Origin of the sequence: Pontimicrobium sp. IMCC45349 (assembly GCF_047219225.1) — a bacterium.
Lineage (GTDB): Bacteria > Bacteroidota > Bacteroidia > Flavobacteriales > Flavobacteriaceae > IMCC45349.
In genome coordinates this window covers 2,508,439-2,525,836 of sequence record NZ_CP178208.1, presented here as the reverse complement: position 1 = coordinate 2,525,836, position 17,398 = coordinate 2,508,439, and the positions used below count along the sequence as shown (strand labels likewise).

Sequence of the window (17,398 nt, the reverse complement as noted above, 5' to 3'; positions counted from 1 at the left end):
AGAACGTTACTTGCTATTAATCCGTTCTAACTAAATATATTCAATCAATCTAAAAACAAAAAACAACAATCTATTTTAACATTATTGTCTTTCATTTATTAAGACACACAACTTATATTAAAGTCACATAAATTCTATTTTTTATCCTTTTTAAATCTTCTACTAAACAATTATAGGTTTATATTTGTTGAAAATTATTTAAAGAGATGAACAACTTAAAAACTACAATAGAAGCCGCTTGGGGTAATAGAGAATTATTAAAAAATGAAGATACTATTAATGCTATTAGAGAAGTTATTAACCTTTTAGATCTAGGTGAATTACGAGTAGCAGAACCAACAGCCGATGGTTGGCAAGTAAACGAATGGGTTAAAAAGGGTGTTGTTTTATATTTCCCAATTCAAAAAATGGAAACAATAGAAGCTGGTCCTTTAGAATTTCATGATAAAATCCCTTTAAAAACTGGTTATGCTGAAAAAGGAATTAGAGTTGTTCCTCATGCTGTTGCAAGACATGGTGCTTATATCTCTGCAGGAACTATACTAATGCCTAGCTATGTAAATATTGGAGCTTATGTTGACGAAGGCACTATGGTAGATACTTGGGCAACTGTAGGTAGTTGTGCACAAATAGGGAAAAATGTACATTTATCTGGAGGTGTTGGAATTGGTGGTGTATTAGAACCTTTACAAGCTGCTCCAGTAATTATTGAAGATGGAGCATTTATTGGCTCAAGATGTATTGTTGTAGAAGGTGTAAGAGTTGGTAAAGAAGCTGTTCTTGGTGCTAATGTTGTATTAACTATGAGTACAAAAATTATTGACGTTACTAGTGATGAACCAATAGAAATGAAAGGTAATGTACCTCCAAGATCGGTTGTAATTCCTGGTAGTTACACCAAAAAATTTGCTGCTGGTGAATACCAAGTGCCTTGTGCTTTAATTATTGGAAAACGAAAAGAGAGCACCAATAAGAAAACATCTTTAAATGATGCTTTACGTGAATATGATGTAGCTGTTTAAAACCTTAGTATTATGAAAACAATTCTTGTTGACGCTTGGAATTCTTTTGTTAAAGAGGATGGTGTAGATATAAAAATGAAAGTTTTGCTAGATTCATATCCTAATAACAAAATTATTGTTACAAATGCTAACGACGATGAAAGAGTTAAGTTTGGTATAACAAATATGCCTTATCCTGTTTTTAGTTTAGCTCACAAACCAAATAAAACAGATTCGGATTATTTCTCCCAATTATTAAACCATTTTAACCTAAATATTAATGAAGTTGTTTATTTTGAGCATAATGAAGAAGCATCAAATGCTGCAAGATCAGTAAATATTCCAACACTTTGGTTTAAGAAAAATGAAGATTTAAACGTTTTAAAAACATTTCTAGATAACAACCTATAACTATGGCTTACGATATTACACTTGAAGGAAAAAATAAAGAAATTGCCGAAAGAATGCTTGAAAACGCTGCAAAAATCTTTGACGAATGTAATATCGAATATTGGCTTGAAGGTGGAACACTTTTAGGAATAAGACGTGAAAATCGTTTATTGCCTTGGGATGACGATATTGATGTATCAATGATGGTAAGTCAGCAATCAAAATTAAAACAATTATACGCTGCACTAAAAAAAGCTAATTACAGAGTAAAAACAAGATATTTTGAAAAAGAAGATACACCTTTTAAAAAAGGGAATCTTAGAATGATTAAAATTAGAGAAAAACGTTTTTTCGGATTAATTAAAGGCGCTGTTTGTTTAGATGTCTTTATTAAATATCCTCATGAAGATAACAGCTACTGGGAAATTGCTAATAAAAAGAAATTTGTTCCTAGTAAATTCTACGAATCTTTTTCTAAAGTAGATTTTAAAGACTACAGCTACTCTATTCCAAAATTAACTGATGACTATTTAACGTATCGTTATGGCGATTGGCAAACTCCTGTAAAAGATTGGGATACTGCCAACGATGATAAAGCTTTAGCTTAAATTTTCGGCTTTAACTTTAACGCTTCTTTTAAAATTGTACTACTTACACTTGCCGTATAAGTAAAATACTCAACTGGACATGTTGTTTTTGGAAAACGCCCTCTCCAGTCATCCCCAACTGAAATAGCATCAATCTTGTATTCATCTACAACACGTTGCTTATTCTTATCTACTTGAGGAATTACTTCATCTACATACTTAATTGCTTTTACAACATTTAAACGTTCATTAAATGGAATTACTGGTTTTCGTCCTTTCTCTTTTTCAATTAATTCATCTGTAGACACTCCAACAATTAAATAATCACAAATTTCTTTAGTACGCTTTAAGATATTTAAATGACCATAATGAAAAATATCAAAACACCCAGAAGTATACATTCTACTATATTTAGAACCTTCTCGTTTTTTTTGTAATGCAATACTAATTCTAGTAGTATTACTAATTTTTATAGAAACATTATTATTAAATTTTGCACTTATTTCTTTAAGCATATCAAACATTTCATCAATATCATTACTGCTTTCTCCATTAATCCACAAAATACCTTGACTTGATTTATTAAACTCAAATTGCCAATTTGAATATTTTCCAGATAGTGCTTCTATGTTAATATTTTCCATTATTCTATTTAACTTCCTAAACAGGAATATTTGAATTGCAAAACTACAAAAAACAAAGTCCTTGTCAAATATGCATTGATAAATGACAAAATAGTTTTTTTACTACGCTATTTACCATAAATTTGAAAACTTACATAAAGTAATTCTATAGATGAAAATAATAATACTTGCTGCAGGCATTGGTTCAAGATTAGGAAACCCGTTTCCAAAACCTCTAACACCTTTAAAAAATGGTAAAAGCATTATGAAAATGCAAACCGATAACATTGCTTCTAAATATGATATAGATGATATTAATGTTGTGGTTGGATTTAAAAAAGACTTAATTATGGAGCGTTTTCCAGAGTTAACATATGTTTACAATCCATTTTTCGATAGAACTAATACTTCAAAAAGCTTGTTACAAGCATTGAGAAAACATCGAGACAAATCTGTGCTTTGGTTTAATGGCGATGTTGTTTTTGACCAAAAAATTCTAGATGTACTAGATCCACATATACAAGAAAACACATCATTTGTGGCTGTAAACACAAGTAAAGTTGCTGAAGAAGAAGTAAAATACACTTTAAAAGAAGGCTATATAAATGAACTATCTAAAACTGTAAAAAATGGTTTAGGAGAAGCTGTTGGTATCAACTTTATTTCATCGAATGATATTTTAAAGTTTATAGAACGTCTTGAAGAATGTGATGCTAATGATTATTTTGAAAGAGGATTAGAATTGGCTATTGAAAAAGACAATTTAAAAATAAAAGCCGTAGATATCTCTATGTACAATTGTATGGAAATTGATTTTGCCGAAGATTTAGAGAACGCTAACAAAATGCTATAATTAGATTACATGAAGTTTATTCTATTTTGTCAAAATAATTATGCGTTTGGTATTCTAGAACCTATAAAACAAGTTCTTGAAACAAAAAACCATGACTATATTTGGTATATTGAAGATAAAACAGACAAAGATTTTCCTTATAAATCTGATAATTACACCAATAGCATTTCTGATTTAGAGACTTATGATAGTGATGTTATTTTTGTTCCAGGAAATCAAGTACCACATTACCTAAGAGGCTTAAAAACGCAAATATTTCATGGATTAGCTGGCGAAAAGAAAGGTCACTTTAGGATTAGACATTATTTTGACTTGTACTTAACTCAAGGACCATACTTTACTAATACTTTTAATCATTTAAAAAGCATTCATAAAGATTTTGATGTTATTGAAACTGGTTGGCCTAAACTAGACATATACGGTAAAGACAAAAATATATACAATGAGGAGAAACAGCAACTTTTAAAGATGCATAATGCAAAAACATTATTACTTTATGCACCTACATTTTCTCCCAAACTAACCTCTGCTCCTCATTTAATTTCTCAATTAAAAACATTTGCAAGTACTAATAAGGATTATCTGATTTTTTTAAAGTTTCATCCATTAATGGCTACAGAATGGATTGAAAAATATCAAGAATTAGCAGCTAACACATCTAATATTATTTTTCAAACTGAGAAGAATATCATCAAATTTTTGTTAATGGCAGATATTATGGTAAGTGATACTTCTTCAGTGATTTATGAATTTTTATTATTAGACAAACCTGCAATAACATTTAATAATATTTCAAAAGAAATTCATTGGGAAAACTCTAATGATTTTAACAAATTAGAAGAATTAATTAAAAATAATCTTCAAGAAGACCCTTTTGCAGAATCAAGAGCTTATATTTGCCAGCAATTCCATCCATATAATGATGGAAAATCGGCTTTAAGAATGGTTGAAGCAACCGAAGATTATATAAAAACTAACGGTGTTCCTAGTAAAAGGAAATTATCTTTTACTAGAAAACTAAAAATATTTTCCATTTTTGGAAGGCCAAGTAAACAAAACTAATAAATGAACAAACTTACTGCTATTATTCCAACAGGAAACGAAGCACATAATATTGAAGCTGTAATTGCTTCAGTAGATTTCGCTGATGAAATACTAGTGGTAGACAGCTACAGTACTGATGGTACTTTTGAAATAGCAGAAAAACTAGCAACTAAGGTTATAAGAAGAGAGTATCAATATTCTGCTTCACAAAAAAACTGGGCTATTCCACAAGCTAAGCATGAATGGATTTTATTAGTCGACGCCGATGAACGTGTAACTCCAGAATTAAGAGAAGAAATTCTAAGCATACTCAAAAATCCTCCTGAAGAAATTAATGCCTATTGGATTGGAAGGCTTAACCATTTTATGGGAGAACGTGTAAACTATTCTGGTTGGAGAAATGATGGTGTTATTAGATTATTTAAAAGAGATTTATGTAAATATGAAGATAAGCATGTACATGCAACTCTTATTGTTGAAGGAGAAAAAATTGATAAACTAAAAAACAAATTTTATCACAACACCTATATAACCTTTGACAAGTATATTGAAAAACTTAATAGATACGCTACTTTACAAGCCAAAGACTATGATAAAAAAACAGGTACATTAACACCTTATCATTTTGTCATTAAACCTTTTTGGGGCTTTTTTAAGCACTATATAATACAAAGTGGTTTTAGAGATGGAGTTGTTGGATTTACAATTGGATACGTACAGTGCTATGCTGTATTTATGCGCTATGTTAAATTATGGCTTCTAAGAAAAGGGAGGCAATAACCACCTATACCTTTAATTTATTTTTAATAGCTTTTTTTCGTCTAATTTTACCTCTAAATTCTTGTGTGTGTTGCCACATTAATCTAAAAACTTCTTCTGGTGACTTACCAACACATTTTGCATATTCGTCGCTCATTACTTTTACTAAAGCTTCATGTTTTGTTAGACGCGCAAAGTTTTCTACACCTTTTTCAAAAGGCATAGATTCAAACTTCATTCTATTTAAATCAACTAAATAAAAATCGTAACTACTATCCTTTATTTTTATAAGTGTATTTCCTGGTGAATGATCTAAAAAATTAATTCCTTTTTGGTGTAGCTCAAAAGTAAATCTAGTAAAAGCTCTTAATAACTTTTCATGATTAGGGTAATTAAAATCCCCATCTAACTCTCTAAAAGTTAAATCGTATTTTAACTGTTCACTAACATAATAACTCTTCTTGAATAAAAAGAAAGATGAATCCTCATAATACGCTATTGGATTTGGTGTTCCAATACCTAAGCTCAATAATTTATTAGCATACTCAAAAGAGCGACGAGCTTTACCTTTTCTAAAAAGGCCATACACTATTTGATTAATAATATTAGGCACCTTAAAAGACTTAATGTTTACTTTAAAATCTTTTAACTCAAAGATTTTAAGTTTATTTCTGGCGTCTTTTAATTGTTCTCCTTTACTATTAAACGATTCGATTAACTCATCGATGTCGTTTTCTAGTATTTTGTATTTATCTTGAAATACTTTCTTCATGTGGCAATATTACAACTTTTTATAATTGAAAATAAAATATCTTTTAAATGATATGAATTAAAAAAGTATAAGCTTAAAGTTTAACTTTGCAGCTTTATAAGTTACGTTTTATGTTACAAACCGAAGTTAAAAATGCTTTAAAAATTCTTAAAGAAGGAGGCCTTATTTTATATCCAACCGATACTGTTTGGGGAATTGGTTGTGATGCCACAAACGAAGAAGCAGTTGCAAAGGTTTACGAACTCAAAAAAAGAGTTGATAGTAAAGCTTTAATTTGCTTGGTAACAGATGATAGAATGTTAAGCAAATATGTAGCTAGCATTCCTGAGGCTGCAAAAAGTATTATTGAAATATCTGAAACTCCAACTACTATTATTTACGAAAAAGCTCAAAATTTAGCTTCTAATTTAATTGCACAAGATAAAACCATCGCAATTCGAATCCCAGACCATGAATTTTGCTATAGACTTACCAGAAAACTAAATGGTGCTATTGTGTCTACCTCAGCAAATATTAGTGGTCAACCTACACCACAATCGTTTAAAGAAATAAGTCCCGAGATTTTAAAAGGTGTAGACTATGTTGTAAATTTGCAGCGCGAAAAAAAGACAGGTAAATCCTCATCAATTATTAAGCTAAATAATGATGGTCAAGTAAAAATCATTAGAAAATAATCGAATAGTTTTTGCTTTAAAATTTCAAGAATGAATTACAAACAAGCACTAGAACATAAAATTTTTAAAATCATATCTAAATCGGCAAAAGAAATAGATGTAGATTGTTACGTTATTGGTGGCTTTGTACGTGATTTTATTTTAGACAGAGGTAAACATAAAGACATTGATATTGTAGCAATTGGTAGTGGCATTAAACTAGCTAAACAAGTTGCAAAAAACCTTCCAAACAACCCAAAAGTTCAGGTTTTTAAAACTTATGGCACTGCCATGTTAAGGTTTGAAGACATTGAAATTGAATTTGTTGGCGCACGTAAAGAATCATACAATGAAGACAGTAGAAACCCTATTGTAGAAAATGGTACTTTGGAAGATGATCAAAACCGTAGAGACTTTACTATTAATGCGCTAGCTTTAGATTTAAGCGAAGAAAAATTTGGAGCGCTTTTAGACCCATTTAATGGTATTGAAGATTTACAAAACAAAACCATTATTACACCCTTAAATCCTGACGTTACATATAGTGATGATCCTTTACGTATGTTACGCGCAATACGATTTGCTACTCAATTAAATTTTCAAATTGAAGACAATTCGTTAAAGGCTATCACAAAAAATAGTGACAGAATTAAAATTATCACAAAAGAACGTATTGTAACAGAGCTTAATAAAATATTAGAAAGTAGTAAACCCTCTATTGGTTTTTTATTACTTGAAAAAACGGGTCTTTTAAAGCTTATTATACCAGAGCTTACAAACTTAAAAGGCGTAGAAGAAGTTGAAGGACAAAAACATAAAGATAACTTTTACCATACTTTAGAAGTAGTTGATAATATTAGTAAACATACTGATAATTTATGGTTACGTTGGGCTGCATTATTACATGACATAGGAAAAGCACCAACAAAAAAATTTAGCAAAAAAGTAGGTTGGACTTTTCATGGACACGAATTTGAAGGCTCTAAAATGGTATACCATTTATTTAAAAGACTAAAAATGCCTCTAAATGACAAAATGAAATTTGTTCAAAAAATGGTATTTATGAGTTCACGCCCAATTGTGCTAGCACAAGATATTGTGACAGATTCTGCTGTAAGACGTTTAGTTTTTGATGCTGGTGATTATGTAGACGATTTAATGACACTTTGCGAAGCAGATATCACTACCAAAAACCCTAATAAGTTCAAAAAATATCATAACAACTTTAAAATTGTTAGAGAAAAGATAGTAGAAGTTGAAGCTAGAGATCACGTTCGAAATTTTCAACCACCTGTTTCTGGTGAAGAAATCATGAAAACTTTCAACTTAAAGCCTTCACGCGAAATTGGAATTATTAAAGAAAAAATAAAAGAAGCTATTCTAGAAGGTGACATTCCAAACGAACATGAAGCAGCATTTCAATTAATGCTTAAAGAAGGTGAAAAATTAGGTTTAACCGTAAGTTCATAAAGATGGTTCAACTTAAACGTACAGATTCTACAAATCAAGATTTTATAGACTTAGTTAGTGAACTAGATACTTACCTAAAAACCGTAGATGGTGACGACCATGATTTTTACCACCAATACAATAATATTGATGTACTAAAACATGTAGTTATAGTTTATGAAAATAATATACCTACCTCATGCGGAGCTTTTAAAGCATATGGAGAGAATTCTGTAGAAATAAAACGTATGTATACAAAACCAATAGCTAGAGGTAATGGTTTTGCCGCTAAAGTTTTAAACGAATTAGAAAATTGGGCAAAAGAGCTTAACTTTAATTCTTGCATTTTAGAAACTGGAAAAAGACAAGTAGAAGCTGTTCAGTTTTACAATAAAAACAACTACAAACCTATTGCTAATTATGGGCAATATAGAAATGTAGAAAATAGTGTATGCTTCGAAAAAATACTTAAATAAATGAAAAAGGATAATAAAAAAGTAATTTACTGGCTTCTAACTGGATGCTTACTTATTTTTATAATGGTAGTTGTAGGTGGTATTACAAGACTTACACATTCTGGTCTTTCCATCTCAAATTATAAACTTATCTCTGGAACTATTCCACCAATGAATGAAGTTGAGTGGCAAGAAGCTTTTGAACTTTACAAACAGTACCCAGAATACCAAAAGCTAAATAGTCATTTTTCGCTTCAAGACTTTAAAGATATATACTTTTGGGAGTGGTTTCATCGTGTAATAGGACGCTTCATTGGCGTTGTATTTATAATTCCATTCTTATACTTCTTAGTAAAAAAACAACTTACTAAATCCACAATAAAAAAGTCTATTATCCTTATGGTTTTAGGTGGATTTCAAGGTTTTTTAGGATGGTATATGGTAAAAAGTGGTTTGGTTGACAGACCAGATGTAAGTCATTATAGACTAGCCGCACATTTAACTACTGCATTCCTAACATTTGCATATACATTTTGGGTGGCGTTAGATTTAATGTTCCCTAACAAGAAACAAATTGAAACCAAATTTAGAAACCTAATAAGAGTTGGTTTAGGCTTACTAATCATACAAATTATCTATGGTGCATTTGTTGCTGGACTTGATGCAGGTTTTATTCATAACCATTGGCCAATGATGAGTGAAGGTAAGTTTATGCACGACACCGTTTTAATAGAACAAACTCCAGTTTACAAAAACTTTGTAGAAGGGAAAAGTGGTGTACAATTTGTACATCGCATTCTAGCATTTATTGTATTAGCTTCTATAATTATTATTTATATAAAAGGTAAAAAACTTAAACTTAGTAATTATCAATTAAAAGGGTTAAATGCATTATTAATTCTTGTTGGTTTACAATTTCTATTAGGCGTATTTACCATTTTATTACAAGTACCAGTTTGGTTAGGAGTAGCACATCAAGTAGGTGCATTTTTCTTACTAAGCGCCATGACTTTTACCTTGCATCGCTTTAGTAAATAACAAAATTTAGTACCTTTGCACTTTAATTAAAAGGCATGATTTACAGATTTAGAGTTATACTAGATAACGACACTGAAGAGGATATTTTTAGAGATATTGAAATTAGAAAAACCGATACTTTAGAAGATTTCCATAATACCATTACACAATCATTTGGTTTTGATGGTACAGAAATGGCTTCTTTTTATGTGAGTGATGATGAATGGAATCAAGGCGAAGAAATTGCTTTGTTTGATATGAGTGAGGGTATAAATACTGTTAGATTGATGAGCGAAACAGTTTTGGAAGATATTCTTAACGAAGAAAAAACAAAACTAATCTATGTATACGATTTCTTAAGCATGTGGACATTTTTTGTTGAATTAGCTGAAATTGTTGAGATAACTGAAGGTACAGATTACCCAAACTTAATGTTTGTTCATGGTCAAATTCCAACCGAAGCTCCAGAAAAATCGTTTGAAGCTGAAGCTTTTGAAAACTTTAAAGACTATGACAATGATTACGATGTAAACGATTATGACAATCTAGATTTTGATGAAAATTGGAATTAATCTAATTACCATCTTATATAATATTAAAAAGCGTCTTACTATCTGTAAGGCGCTTTTTGTTTCATATAAAGTATTTTAGTTTATCTTTTACATTATGTAACAAAAAACGCTTAGTATCGTCTTACGTTTATAACCAATCAAAAAATATACAACTTGGAACCAATTCTAACGATTAATAATCTCACAAAAAAATTCGGTTACCTTACTGCTGTTAAAGATCTTTCATTTACCATAAACAAAGGAAACGTTTATGGAATTTTGGGACCAAATGGTAGTGGTAAATCAACAACCTTAGGTGTTGTACTTAACGTAGTTAATAAAACACAAGGCGACTTCCATTGGTTTAATGGAAATATCTCAACACATGATGCTCTTAAAAGAGTTGGCGCAATTATAGAGCGACCTAACTTTTACCCTTATATGTCAGCATATCAAAACCTGAAATTAGTATGTAAAATTAAAGGTGTTGACTTTTCAAAAATTGACGAAAAGCTTGAAATTGTTGGACTTTTAGAGCGAAAAGACAGTAAGTTCAAAACCTATTCTTTAGGTATGAAGCAGCGTTTAGCCATTGCTTCTGCACTACTTAACGACCCTGAAATTTTAATTTTAGATGAACCAACAAACGGTTTAGACCCTCAAGGAATTCATCAAATTAGAGAAATTATTAAAGATATTGCTAATGGAGGCACAACCATTTTATTGGCCTCTCACCTATTAGATGAAGTTGAAAAAGTATGTAGCCATGTAGTGGTTTTACGCAAAGGAGAAAAGCTTTATTCTGGACGTGTTGACGAAATGATTTCTAGTCATGGTTTCTTTGAATTAAAAACTAACAATAAAGACCAATTATTAAGCTTATTAGAAAAAGATAGTGCTTTTGGTAACATAAAAATTGAAGATGACTTGATTACAGCATTTTTAAATACTCCAATGGAAGCAGCAGCTTTCAATAAATTAATGTTTGAAAAAGGAATTACACTTTCACACCTTGTGAAACGTAAAGAAAGCTTAGAAGAGCAATTCCTTCAATTAACAGACAATAACTAATCAAAATCAATCAAAATGCTACGTCTTTTAAATTTAGAATTACAAAAACTTTTACTTAACAAAACAAGTAAGGTTCTCATATTTATATCATTCATTTTACCAATGTTTGTTATAGTTTTATCTGGTATTAAAATTAATTTCTTTGGTTTTTTCACCTTAGAACTTGGTGAACTTGGAATATTTAATTTCCCAATTGTATGGCACTTAACAACTTATTTTGCAGCCCTATTTAAAGTGTTCTTTGCTATTGTTGTAGTATCCATGATTGGAAATGAATACAGTAACAAAACCATTAAACAAAACTTAATTGATGGTTTAAGTAAAAAGGAATTTATCCTTTCAAAATTCTATGCCATTGTTTTCTTTTCATTAATCTCTACCATAGTAATATTTTTCATTTCACTATTACTAGGCTTAATTTATTCTAGTTATAATGAATTTAATATCATTATTAGAGAAATGGAGTATTTATTAGCTTATTTCTTGAAATTAGTAGGATTCTTTAGTTTCTGTTTATTTTTAGGTGTATTAGCAAAACGTTCAGCCTTTGCTTTAGCTTTTCTATTTGTAGACTTTGTATTAGAATGGATTATATTAGGACTTATTACTTGGAAATGGAATTTTGAAATTGCAGATAAAATTCAAAACTTCTTCCCTTTAAAATCTATGTACAACCTTATAAAACAACCTTTTCAGCGTATAGCAATGTCAAAATTCCCTGAAAAAAGTGAAATAGCATACGACTATGCAGTACATTGGTATGAGTTTGTAATTGTACTAGCTTGGACAGCTTTATTCGTCTTTTTATCGTACAGATTATTAAAAAAGAGAGATTTATAATATATTTATAAGCATATTGCTTGCTTATAAATGAAAAAGATACTTACGTTACTAATATTTAGTACCACATTTGCAGTTTTTCCACAAGGTGAAGCTGCAAATTGGTTTTTTGGCAATGGTGCTGGTTTAAACTTTGATGTAGCAACTGGTAATGTAACACCTTCTACAGATGCAATGACTACAATTAGCACTAATGAAGGTTGTTCTTCTATTTCAGACTCAAATGGTAACTTATTGTTTTATACTGATGGGAGAACAGTTTGGGACGCCAACCATCAAATAATGCCTAATGCAAACTACAATAGTGGTACTGGTTTACTTGGTGATCCTTCAAGTACCTCATCAGGTGTTATTGTACCTCATCCAGGTAATCCAAACTTATTTTATATTTTCACTGTAGATGAACCTCATCATAATAATGCATGGGCTTTTCCTAATCAAGGTCCAGCTGATATAAATGGTAACCCTTTAAGTTTTTATCAAGAAACCTATGGAGGTACTCCTTCCATTCCACAAGATGATGATGGTTATAATAATGGTTTTAATTATTCATTAGTAGATATTACACTTAATGGAGGATTTGGTGATGTAGTAGATTCAGAAAAAAATGTGCATCTAATAACTTATAATGAAAATGACCCTGAACAATCATTATATAAATGTGCAGAAAAAATAACCGCAGTTCAAGGAAATGATTGTCAATCATTTTGGGTTATTACTCAATTTGTTGATACATTCTATGCTTTTATAATTGACGAAAATGGTGTTAACACTACTCCTGTAACATCGGTAGTTGATCCTTTTATTACAACAGCTGGATATAGACGTAATGGTATTGGTTATATTAAGTCATCTCCAGATGGTACAAAAATAGCTGCTTGTCATAGTCAAAATATTAATTTACCTAGTGATGTTAACACATCTCCTACCACTGGTAGTCTTTGGTTATATGATTTTGATGATGAAACTGGTATAATAAGTAACCCAGTAAATTTAATTGATAACATCCAAACTTACGGAACAGAATTTTCTGCAGACTCTAAGAAGTTATATGCTTCTAACGGTACACAAGTAAGACAATTTGATTTAGAAAATAACAATAATCCAACCATAGTATATCAGGGCACAAGTTTTATCTCTTCACTTCAACTTGCACCTAATAATAAGATATATGTTTGCAACAATGAAAGTAATACTACATTAGATGTAATTGAAAATCCAGAAGGCGTTGGTATTAATTGTAACTATAATGTTTCAGGTCAAACACTATCAAATGGAACTTTTGCATCTTTAGGGCTGCCTCCTTTTATTACTTCATTTCTTATTCAGGATTATATCAATATTATAAGTCCATTATCTGAAGAAATAATAACCGAGCTTCCATTATGTGGAGAACAAAATTACACTTTAATAGCTGAAGATATTCCAGGAGCAACATATACTTGGACTTTTAATGGAGAAGTACTCTCTGAAAATAATTTTGATTTAGTAACTACAGAAGAAGGAACCTATAATGTATTAATTGACAACATTCCTAACGAATGTAATAAAACTATTATTGGAGAAGCCATAGTAAGCTTTTTTGAAGTCCCTATTATTGCTAATCAACCCGAGGGTATTTTAATTTGTGACGATAACAATGATAATAACTGGTCTTTTGATTTCTCAAATATTATTGACCCACAAATTATAGGAAATCAAGACTCTACTCTATTTAGCACTCACTATTTTGAATCTCAAGATGATGCAGATAATAATGAGAATGAGATAACTTTCCCTTATCAAAATATTAGTAATCCTCAAGAAATATTTGTTAGAATTGACAATAATGAATTTTCAAATTGTTACGATACTACATCTTTTTTTATAGAGATTTTTAATACACCAATAATTAATCCAATTGATGATATTGAGATTTGTGATGACGATAGTGATGGGAACACTATGAATGGCCAAACAGTCTATGATTTAGAAAGCTTAAATAGTATAATATTAGGTAATCAAGATTCTTCCCTTTACAACATATCTTATCATAATCTGCAAGAAGATGCTGATGATGGAGACAATGAATTATCTTTATTATATTACAATAACAACCCTAATCAAGAAGAAATATTTATTAGAATAGAAAACAATTTAAATACAGACTGTTTTGAAACTTCATCCTTTAATCTTATTGTGCATCCTTTACCTGAGGCATTTAATGTAAATTTATTTCAATGTGATGAAGACGGATTATCTGATGGTTTTACCCTATTCAATCTTACAGAAGCTAATGACGCCTTAACTGGTGGAGCTCCTAATACATCTGTTAAATTTTTCACTTCTCTTATTGATGCAGAAAATAACAACGATGACATTGATGGAACATCTTTTAATAATTGGGAAAACCCTCAAACAATTTTTGCACAAGTAATTGATGATACAACTGGTTGCTATAGTATTGCCGAACTTTCACTTGAAGTAAGTGCCACAAGTGCTCACGATGCTACATTATCGCATTGTGATGATGATGGTACTGAAGATGGTTTTTACAATTTCACACTTAGTGATGCTAATGCAGATGTTTTAGCTGGACTACCTGATAATCTTGAATTAACTTATTACGAAACTTATGAAAATGCTTTGCTTGAAACTAACCCTTTAAACAATGCATTTACAAACACAATACCTTACTCACAAACTATTTACGTAAGAGCTGAGAATGATAATAATTGTTATGGTGTGAATGAAATTCAGCTTACTGTGTTTGAACTACCAAATATTGAAATTGATGAAGACATATTATATTGCCTTAACTTTTTCCCTGAATTAGTAACGCTTACTGGAGGAGTTTTAAATGACTCTCCAAGTAACTATTACTATTCTTGGTCAACAGGACAAAACACTTCTCAAATTCAAGTAAATGAAACAGGTAATTATACTGTCACTGTTACCAATGTTAATGGTTGCTCAAAAACAAGAACTATAACTATTATTCCTTCTAATATTGCAACTATTGAATCTATTGAAGTTATTGATGCTACCTCAAACAACACAATTACTGTAAATGTTTCTGGTGAAGGTATATATGAATATGCTTTAGATGACATTGATGGCATTTACCAAGACAGTAATGTTTTTGAAAATGTAACTCCAGGTTTCCATACAGTTTACGTTAGAGATGTAAACAATTGTGGTATAGTTGAGGATACTGTTTCTATAATTGGCTTCCCTAAATTCTTTACACCCAATGGAGATAATATAAATGACACTTGGCATGTATATGGCATAAACACTCCAAATCAAGTTAATAGTGAAATCTATATTTTTGATCGCTTTGGAAAACTCATCACTAAACTTAATCCTTTAGGTGGCGGTTGGGATGGCACATACAATGGCTACAATATGCCTTCAAACGATTATTGGTTTCATGTTACGCTTCAGGATGGAAGAGTATTTAAAAGCCATTTCACTTTAAAACGTTAACTTAGTAAAGAAAACTCCTTCAAAATTAAAATGAAGAAAAGTCTTTATCTTTTTATTACAATTGTTTCCTTTTTAAGCCAAAATAGTATTGGACAAGATGTTACGCTTTATCAACAATTTAATGGAAGATACGATTATACAGCTATTGGCAACACATTAAACTCTCTAGAAAATGGACCTTTTTCATTATGTACTATAAATACATCTTCTTCTGCTATACTTAACATACCTAGCAATCAAACAATTGTAGCTGCATATTTATATTGGGCAGGTTCTGGTAATGGCGATTTTGATATTAGCTTAAATGGTTTAAATATAGCTGCCGAACGTACTTTTAGCGATGCTCTTGATAGTGAACGTGTTTTTTTTGCTGCATTTGCTGATGTTACCGAACAAATTATAACTGAAGGTAATACAACTTATACAATTTCAGATTTTGATTTAACATCTGTAATTGAACCTTACTGTCCTACTGGAACAAACTTTGCAGGTTGGGCAATAACAATAATATATCAAGATGACAATCTTCCATTAAACCAAGTGAATATTTATGATGGTTTACAAAGTGTACCAGAAAGTTTAAGTATTGAATTAAATAATTTGAACGTATTAGATACAACAGGAGCTAAAATTGGTTTTGTAGCATGGGAAGGTGACTCTGCTTTAGCTGTTAATGAAGTATTAACAATAAATGGAAATGTGATAGGAAACCCTCCCTTAAATCCAACAAACAACGCTTTTAATGGTACTAATAGCTTCACAGGAATGTCAAATCTTTACAATATGGATATTGACGTATATAACATTCAAAACAATATATCAATTGGTGATGATTCTGCAGTTATACAACTAACTTCAGGACAAGATTTTGTAATGATAAATAATATCATAACCGTTTTAAATAGCCAATTACCAGATGCTACTATCACATTAAATGATTTTGAAATACAATGTAACTCAACTGAGGTTTATATTGAATATACTGTATATAACAATAATGCTACAGACATACTTCCCTCAAATACACCAATTGCTTTTTATGTGGATAACATATTAATCACGCAAAGTAATACGTTAAATGACATTGAAATAAATGGGGAAGAATTTCAATCAATTACTTTCGCAATACCTGAAAACTTCACAAACAATATTGAACTTACAGTAGTTATTGATGATGATGGCTTGGGAAACAGTACAGTAATCGAAATAAATGAAGACAATAATTTTGCAATTGAAAATATTCAACTTATTGAGTCAGAACCAATCATAACACTAGAAAATTTATTACTATGCGATGAAGGGTTTAACTCAGCAACTTTTGACCTAACAACTCATTTAGATGAATTAGAAACTGAGTTCAATATATCTTCAGCTACTTTTTATACAACATTATACGATGCTGAAAATACTATTGGAGAAATATTATTCCCTGATGAATTTAACAATACATCAAACCCACAAACCATAATACTTAGAACAGAAGAAACACCTTGTTATCAACTTTTTGAATTTGACATATCAGTTGAAAATTGCCCTCCTCATGTGCCTCAAGGATTTTCTCCTAATGATGATGGATATAACGATTGGTTCAATATTCAAGGACTTTATAACATTTTTGAAAATCATGAACTTTTAATTTACAATCGTTATGGCACTTTAATTTTTAAAGGAAATAATAACTTAAAATGGGATGGAAAAGCAAATGTTGGTTTAAATAACCAAGGCAGTATTGTACCTGTTGGCACCTATTTTTATGTACTTCACTTAAATGACCCTAACTATAAAAGTTTGACAGGTTGGGTTTACCTAAACAACTGATCTGTTAAAATTTAATGCATTTCATCGAATAAATAATGCATTTAATC

At 30.4% G+C, this 17,398-nt stretch carries 17 protein-coding genes; 15 read left to right on the top strand and 2 right to left on the bottom strand.

The window, feature by feature from the left end; genetic code table 11:
- Nucleotides 1–206 precede the first annotated feature (206 nt).
- Genes ACLII3_RS11775 through ACLII3_RS11765 form a run of 3 tightly spaced genes read left to right on the top strand, consistent with a single transcriptional unit; the run spans nt 207 to nt 1,999 of the window.
- Nucleotides 207–1,022, top strand: a complete 816-nt coding sequence (locus ACLII3_RS11775; protein WP_412984432.1) for a 2,3,4,5-tetrahydropyridine-2,6-dicarboxylate N-succinyltransferase — start codon at nt 207–209, stop codon at nt 1,020–1,022.
- Between the two features lie 12 nt (nt 1,023–1,034).
- Nucleotides 1,035–1,412, top strand: coding sequence for a hypothetical protein (locus ACLII3_RS11770; RefSeq protein ID WP_412984431.1), 378 nt, complete (start codon nt 1,035–1,037; stop codon nt 1,410–1,412).
- Between the two features lie 2 nt (nt 1,413–1,414).
- The gene (locus ACLII3_RS11765; protein WP_412984430.1) at nt 1,415–1,999 is read left to right on the top strand and encodes a LicD family protein; all 585 of its coding nucleotides are present in this window, start codon (nt 1,415–1,417) and stop codon (nt 1,997–1,999) included.
- Here the strand turns inward: ACLII3_RS11765 and ACLII3_RS11760 are convergent.
- Nucleotides 1,996–2,622, bottom strand: coding sequence for an adenylyltransferase/cytidyltransferase family protein (locus ACLII3_RS11760; protein WP_412984429.1), 627 nt, complete (start codon nt 2,620–2,622; stop codon nt 1,996–1,998). The genes ACLII3_RS11765 and ACLII3_RS11760 overlap by 4 nt on opposite strands.
- Before the next feature lie 151 nt (nt 2,623–2,773).
- Between ACLII3_RS11760 and ACLII3_RS11755 the strand changes: the two genes are divergently transcribed.
- Genes ACLII3_RS11755 through ACLII3_RS11745 form a run of 3 tightly spaced genes read left to right on the top strand, consistent with a single transcriptional unit; the run spans nt 2,774 to nt 5,278 of the window.
- The gene (locus tag ACLII3_RS11755) at nt 2,774–3,454 is read left to right on the top strand and encodes an NTP transferase domain-containing protein (protein WP_412984428.1); all 681 of its coding nucleotides are present in this window, start codon (nt 2,774–2,776) and stop codon (nt 3,452–3,454) included.
- A 9-nt stretch (nt 3,455–3,463) separates the two neighbouring features.
- Nucleotides 3,464–4,516 carry a CDP-glycerol glycerophosphotransferase family protein gene (locus tag ACLII3_RS11750; protein ID WP_412984427.1) on the top strand — a complete coding sequence of 351 codons (1,053 nt, stop codon included), beginning with the start codon at nt 3,464–3,466 and terminating at the stop codon, nt 4,514–4,516.
- Between the two features lie 3 nt (nt 4,517–4,519).
- Nucleotides 4,520–5,278 carry a glycosyltransferase family 2 protein gene (locus ACLII3_RS11745; RefSeq protein ID WP_412984426.1) on the top strand — a complete coding sequence of 253 codons (759 nt, stop codon included), beginning with the start codon at nt 4,520–4,522 and terminating at the stop codon, nt 5,276–5,278.
- A gap of 4 nt (nt 5,279–5,282) precedes the next feature.
- On the opposite strand, the gene ACLII3_RS11740 is transcribed toward ACLII3_RS11745, so the two are convergent.
- Nucleotides 5,283–6,029 (bottom strand): lipopolysaccharide kinase InaA family protein, encoded by a 747-nt coding sequence (locus ACLII3_RS11740; protein ID WP_412984425.1) that lies wholly within the window; start codon nt 6,027–6,029, stop codon nt 5,283–5,285.
- Nucleotides 6,030–6,139: 110 nt separating this feature from the next.
- Here ACLII3_RS11740 and ACLII3_RS11735 point away from each other — a divergent pair, with 110 nt between their 5' ends.
- From ACLII3_RS11735 to ACLII3_RS11695, 9 genes are all read left to right on the top strand, one after another.
- Nucleotides 6,140–6,703: an L-threonylcarbamoyladenylate synthase gene (locus ACLII3_RS11735; RefSeq protein ID WP_412984424.1), complete on the top strand. Its 564-nt coding sequence runs from the start codon at nt 6,140–6,142 to the stop codon at nt 6,701–6,703.
- Between the two features lie 30 nt (nt 6,704–6,733).
- A complete protein-coding gene (locus tag ACLII3_RS11730) occupies nt 6,734–8,152 on the top strand; it encodes a CCA tRNA nucleotidyltransferase (protein ID WP_412984423.1) in 1,419 nt (472 codons plus the stop codon).
- 2 nt (nt 8,153–8,154) lie between these two features.
- Entirely contained in the window at nt 8,155–8,607 is a 453-nt protein-coding gene (locus ACLII3_RS11725; RefSeq protein ID WP_412984422.1) for a GNAT family N-acetyltransferase, read from the top strand.
- Nucleotides 8,608–9,624, top strand: a complete 1,017-nt coding sequence (locus ACLII3_RS11720; RefSeq protein ID WP_412984421.1) for a COX15/CtaA family protein — start codon at nt 8,608–8,610, stop codon at nt 9,622–9,624.
- Between the two features lie 35 nt (nt 9,625–9,659).
- Nucleotides 9,660–10,175, top strand: coding sequence for an IS1096 element passenger TnpR family protein (locus ACLII3_RS11715; RefSeq protein ID WP_412984420.1), 516 nt, complete (start codon nt 9,660–9,662; stop codon nt 10,173–10,175).
- Between the two features lie 153 nt (nt 10,176–10,328).
- On the top strand, nt 10,329–11,225 hold the full coding sequence (locus ACLII3_RS11710) for an ABC transporter ATP-binding protein (RefSeq protein WP_412984419.1): 897 nt from the start codon (nt 10,329–10,331) through the stop codon (nt 11,223–11,225).
- A gap of 15 nt (nt 11,226–11,240) precedes the next feature.
- Nucleotides 11,241–12,065, top strand: coding sequence for an ABC transporter permease (locus tag ACLII3_RS11705; RefSeq protein ID WP_412984418.1), 825 nt, complete (start codon nt 11,241–11,243; stop codon nt 12,063–12,065).
- Between the two features lie 30 nt (nt 12,066–12,095).
- Nucleotides 12,096–15,533, top strand: coding sequence for a T9SS type B sorting domain-containing protein (locus tag ACLII3_RS11700; RefSeq protein ID WP_412984417.1), 3,438 nt, complete (start codon nt 12,096–12,098; stop codon nt 15,531–15,533).
- Nucleotides 15,534–15,563: 30 nt separating this feature from the next.
- Nucleotides 15,564–17,351 carry a gliding motility-associated C-terminal domain-containing protein gene (locus ACLII3_RS11695; protein ID WP_412984416.1) on the top strand — a complete coding sequence of 596 codons (1,788 nt, stop codon included), beginning with the start codon at nt 15,564–15,566 and terminating at the stop codon, nt 17,349–17,351.
- Nucleotides 17,352–17,398 lie beyond the last annotated feature (47 nt).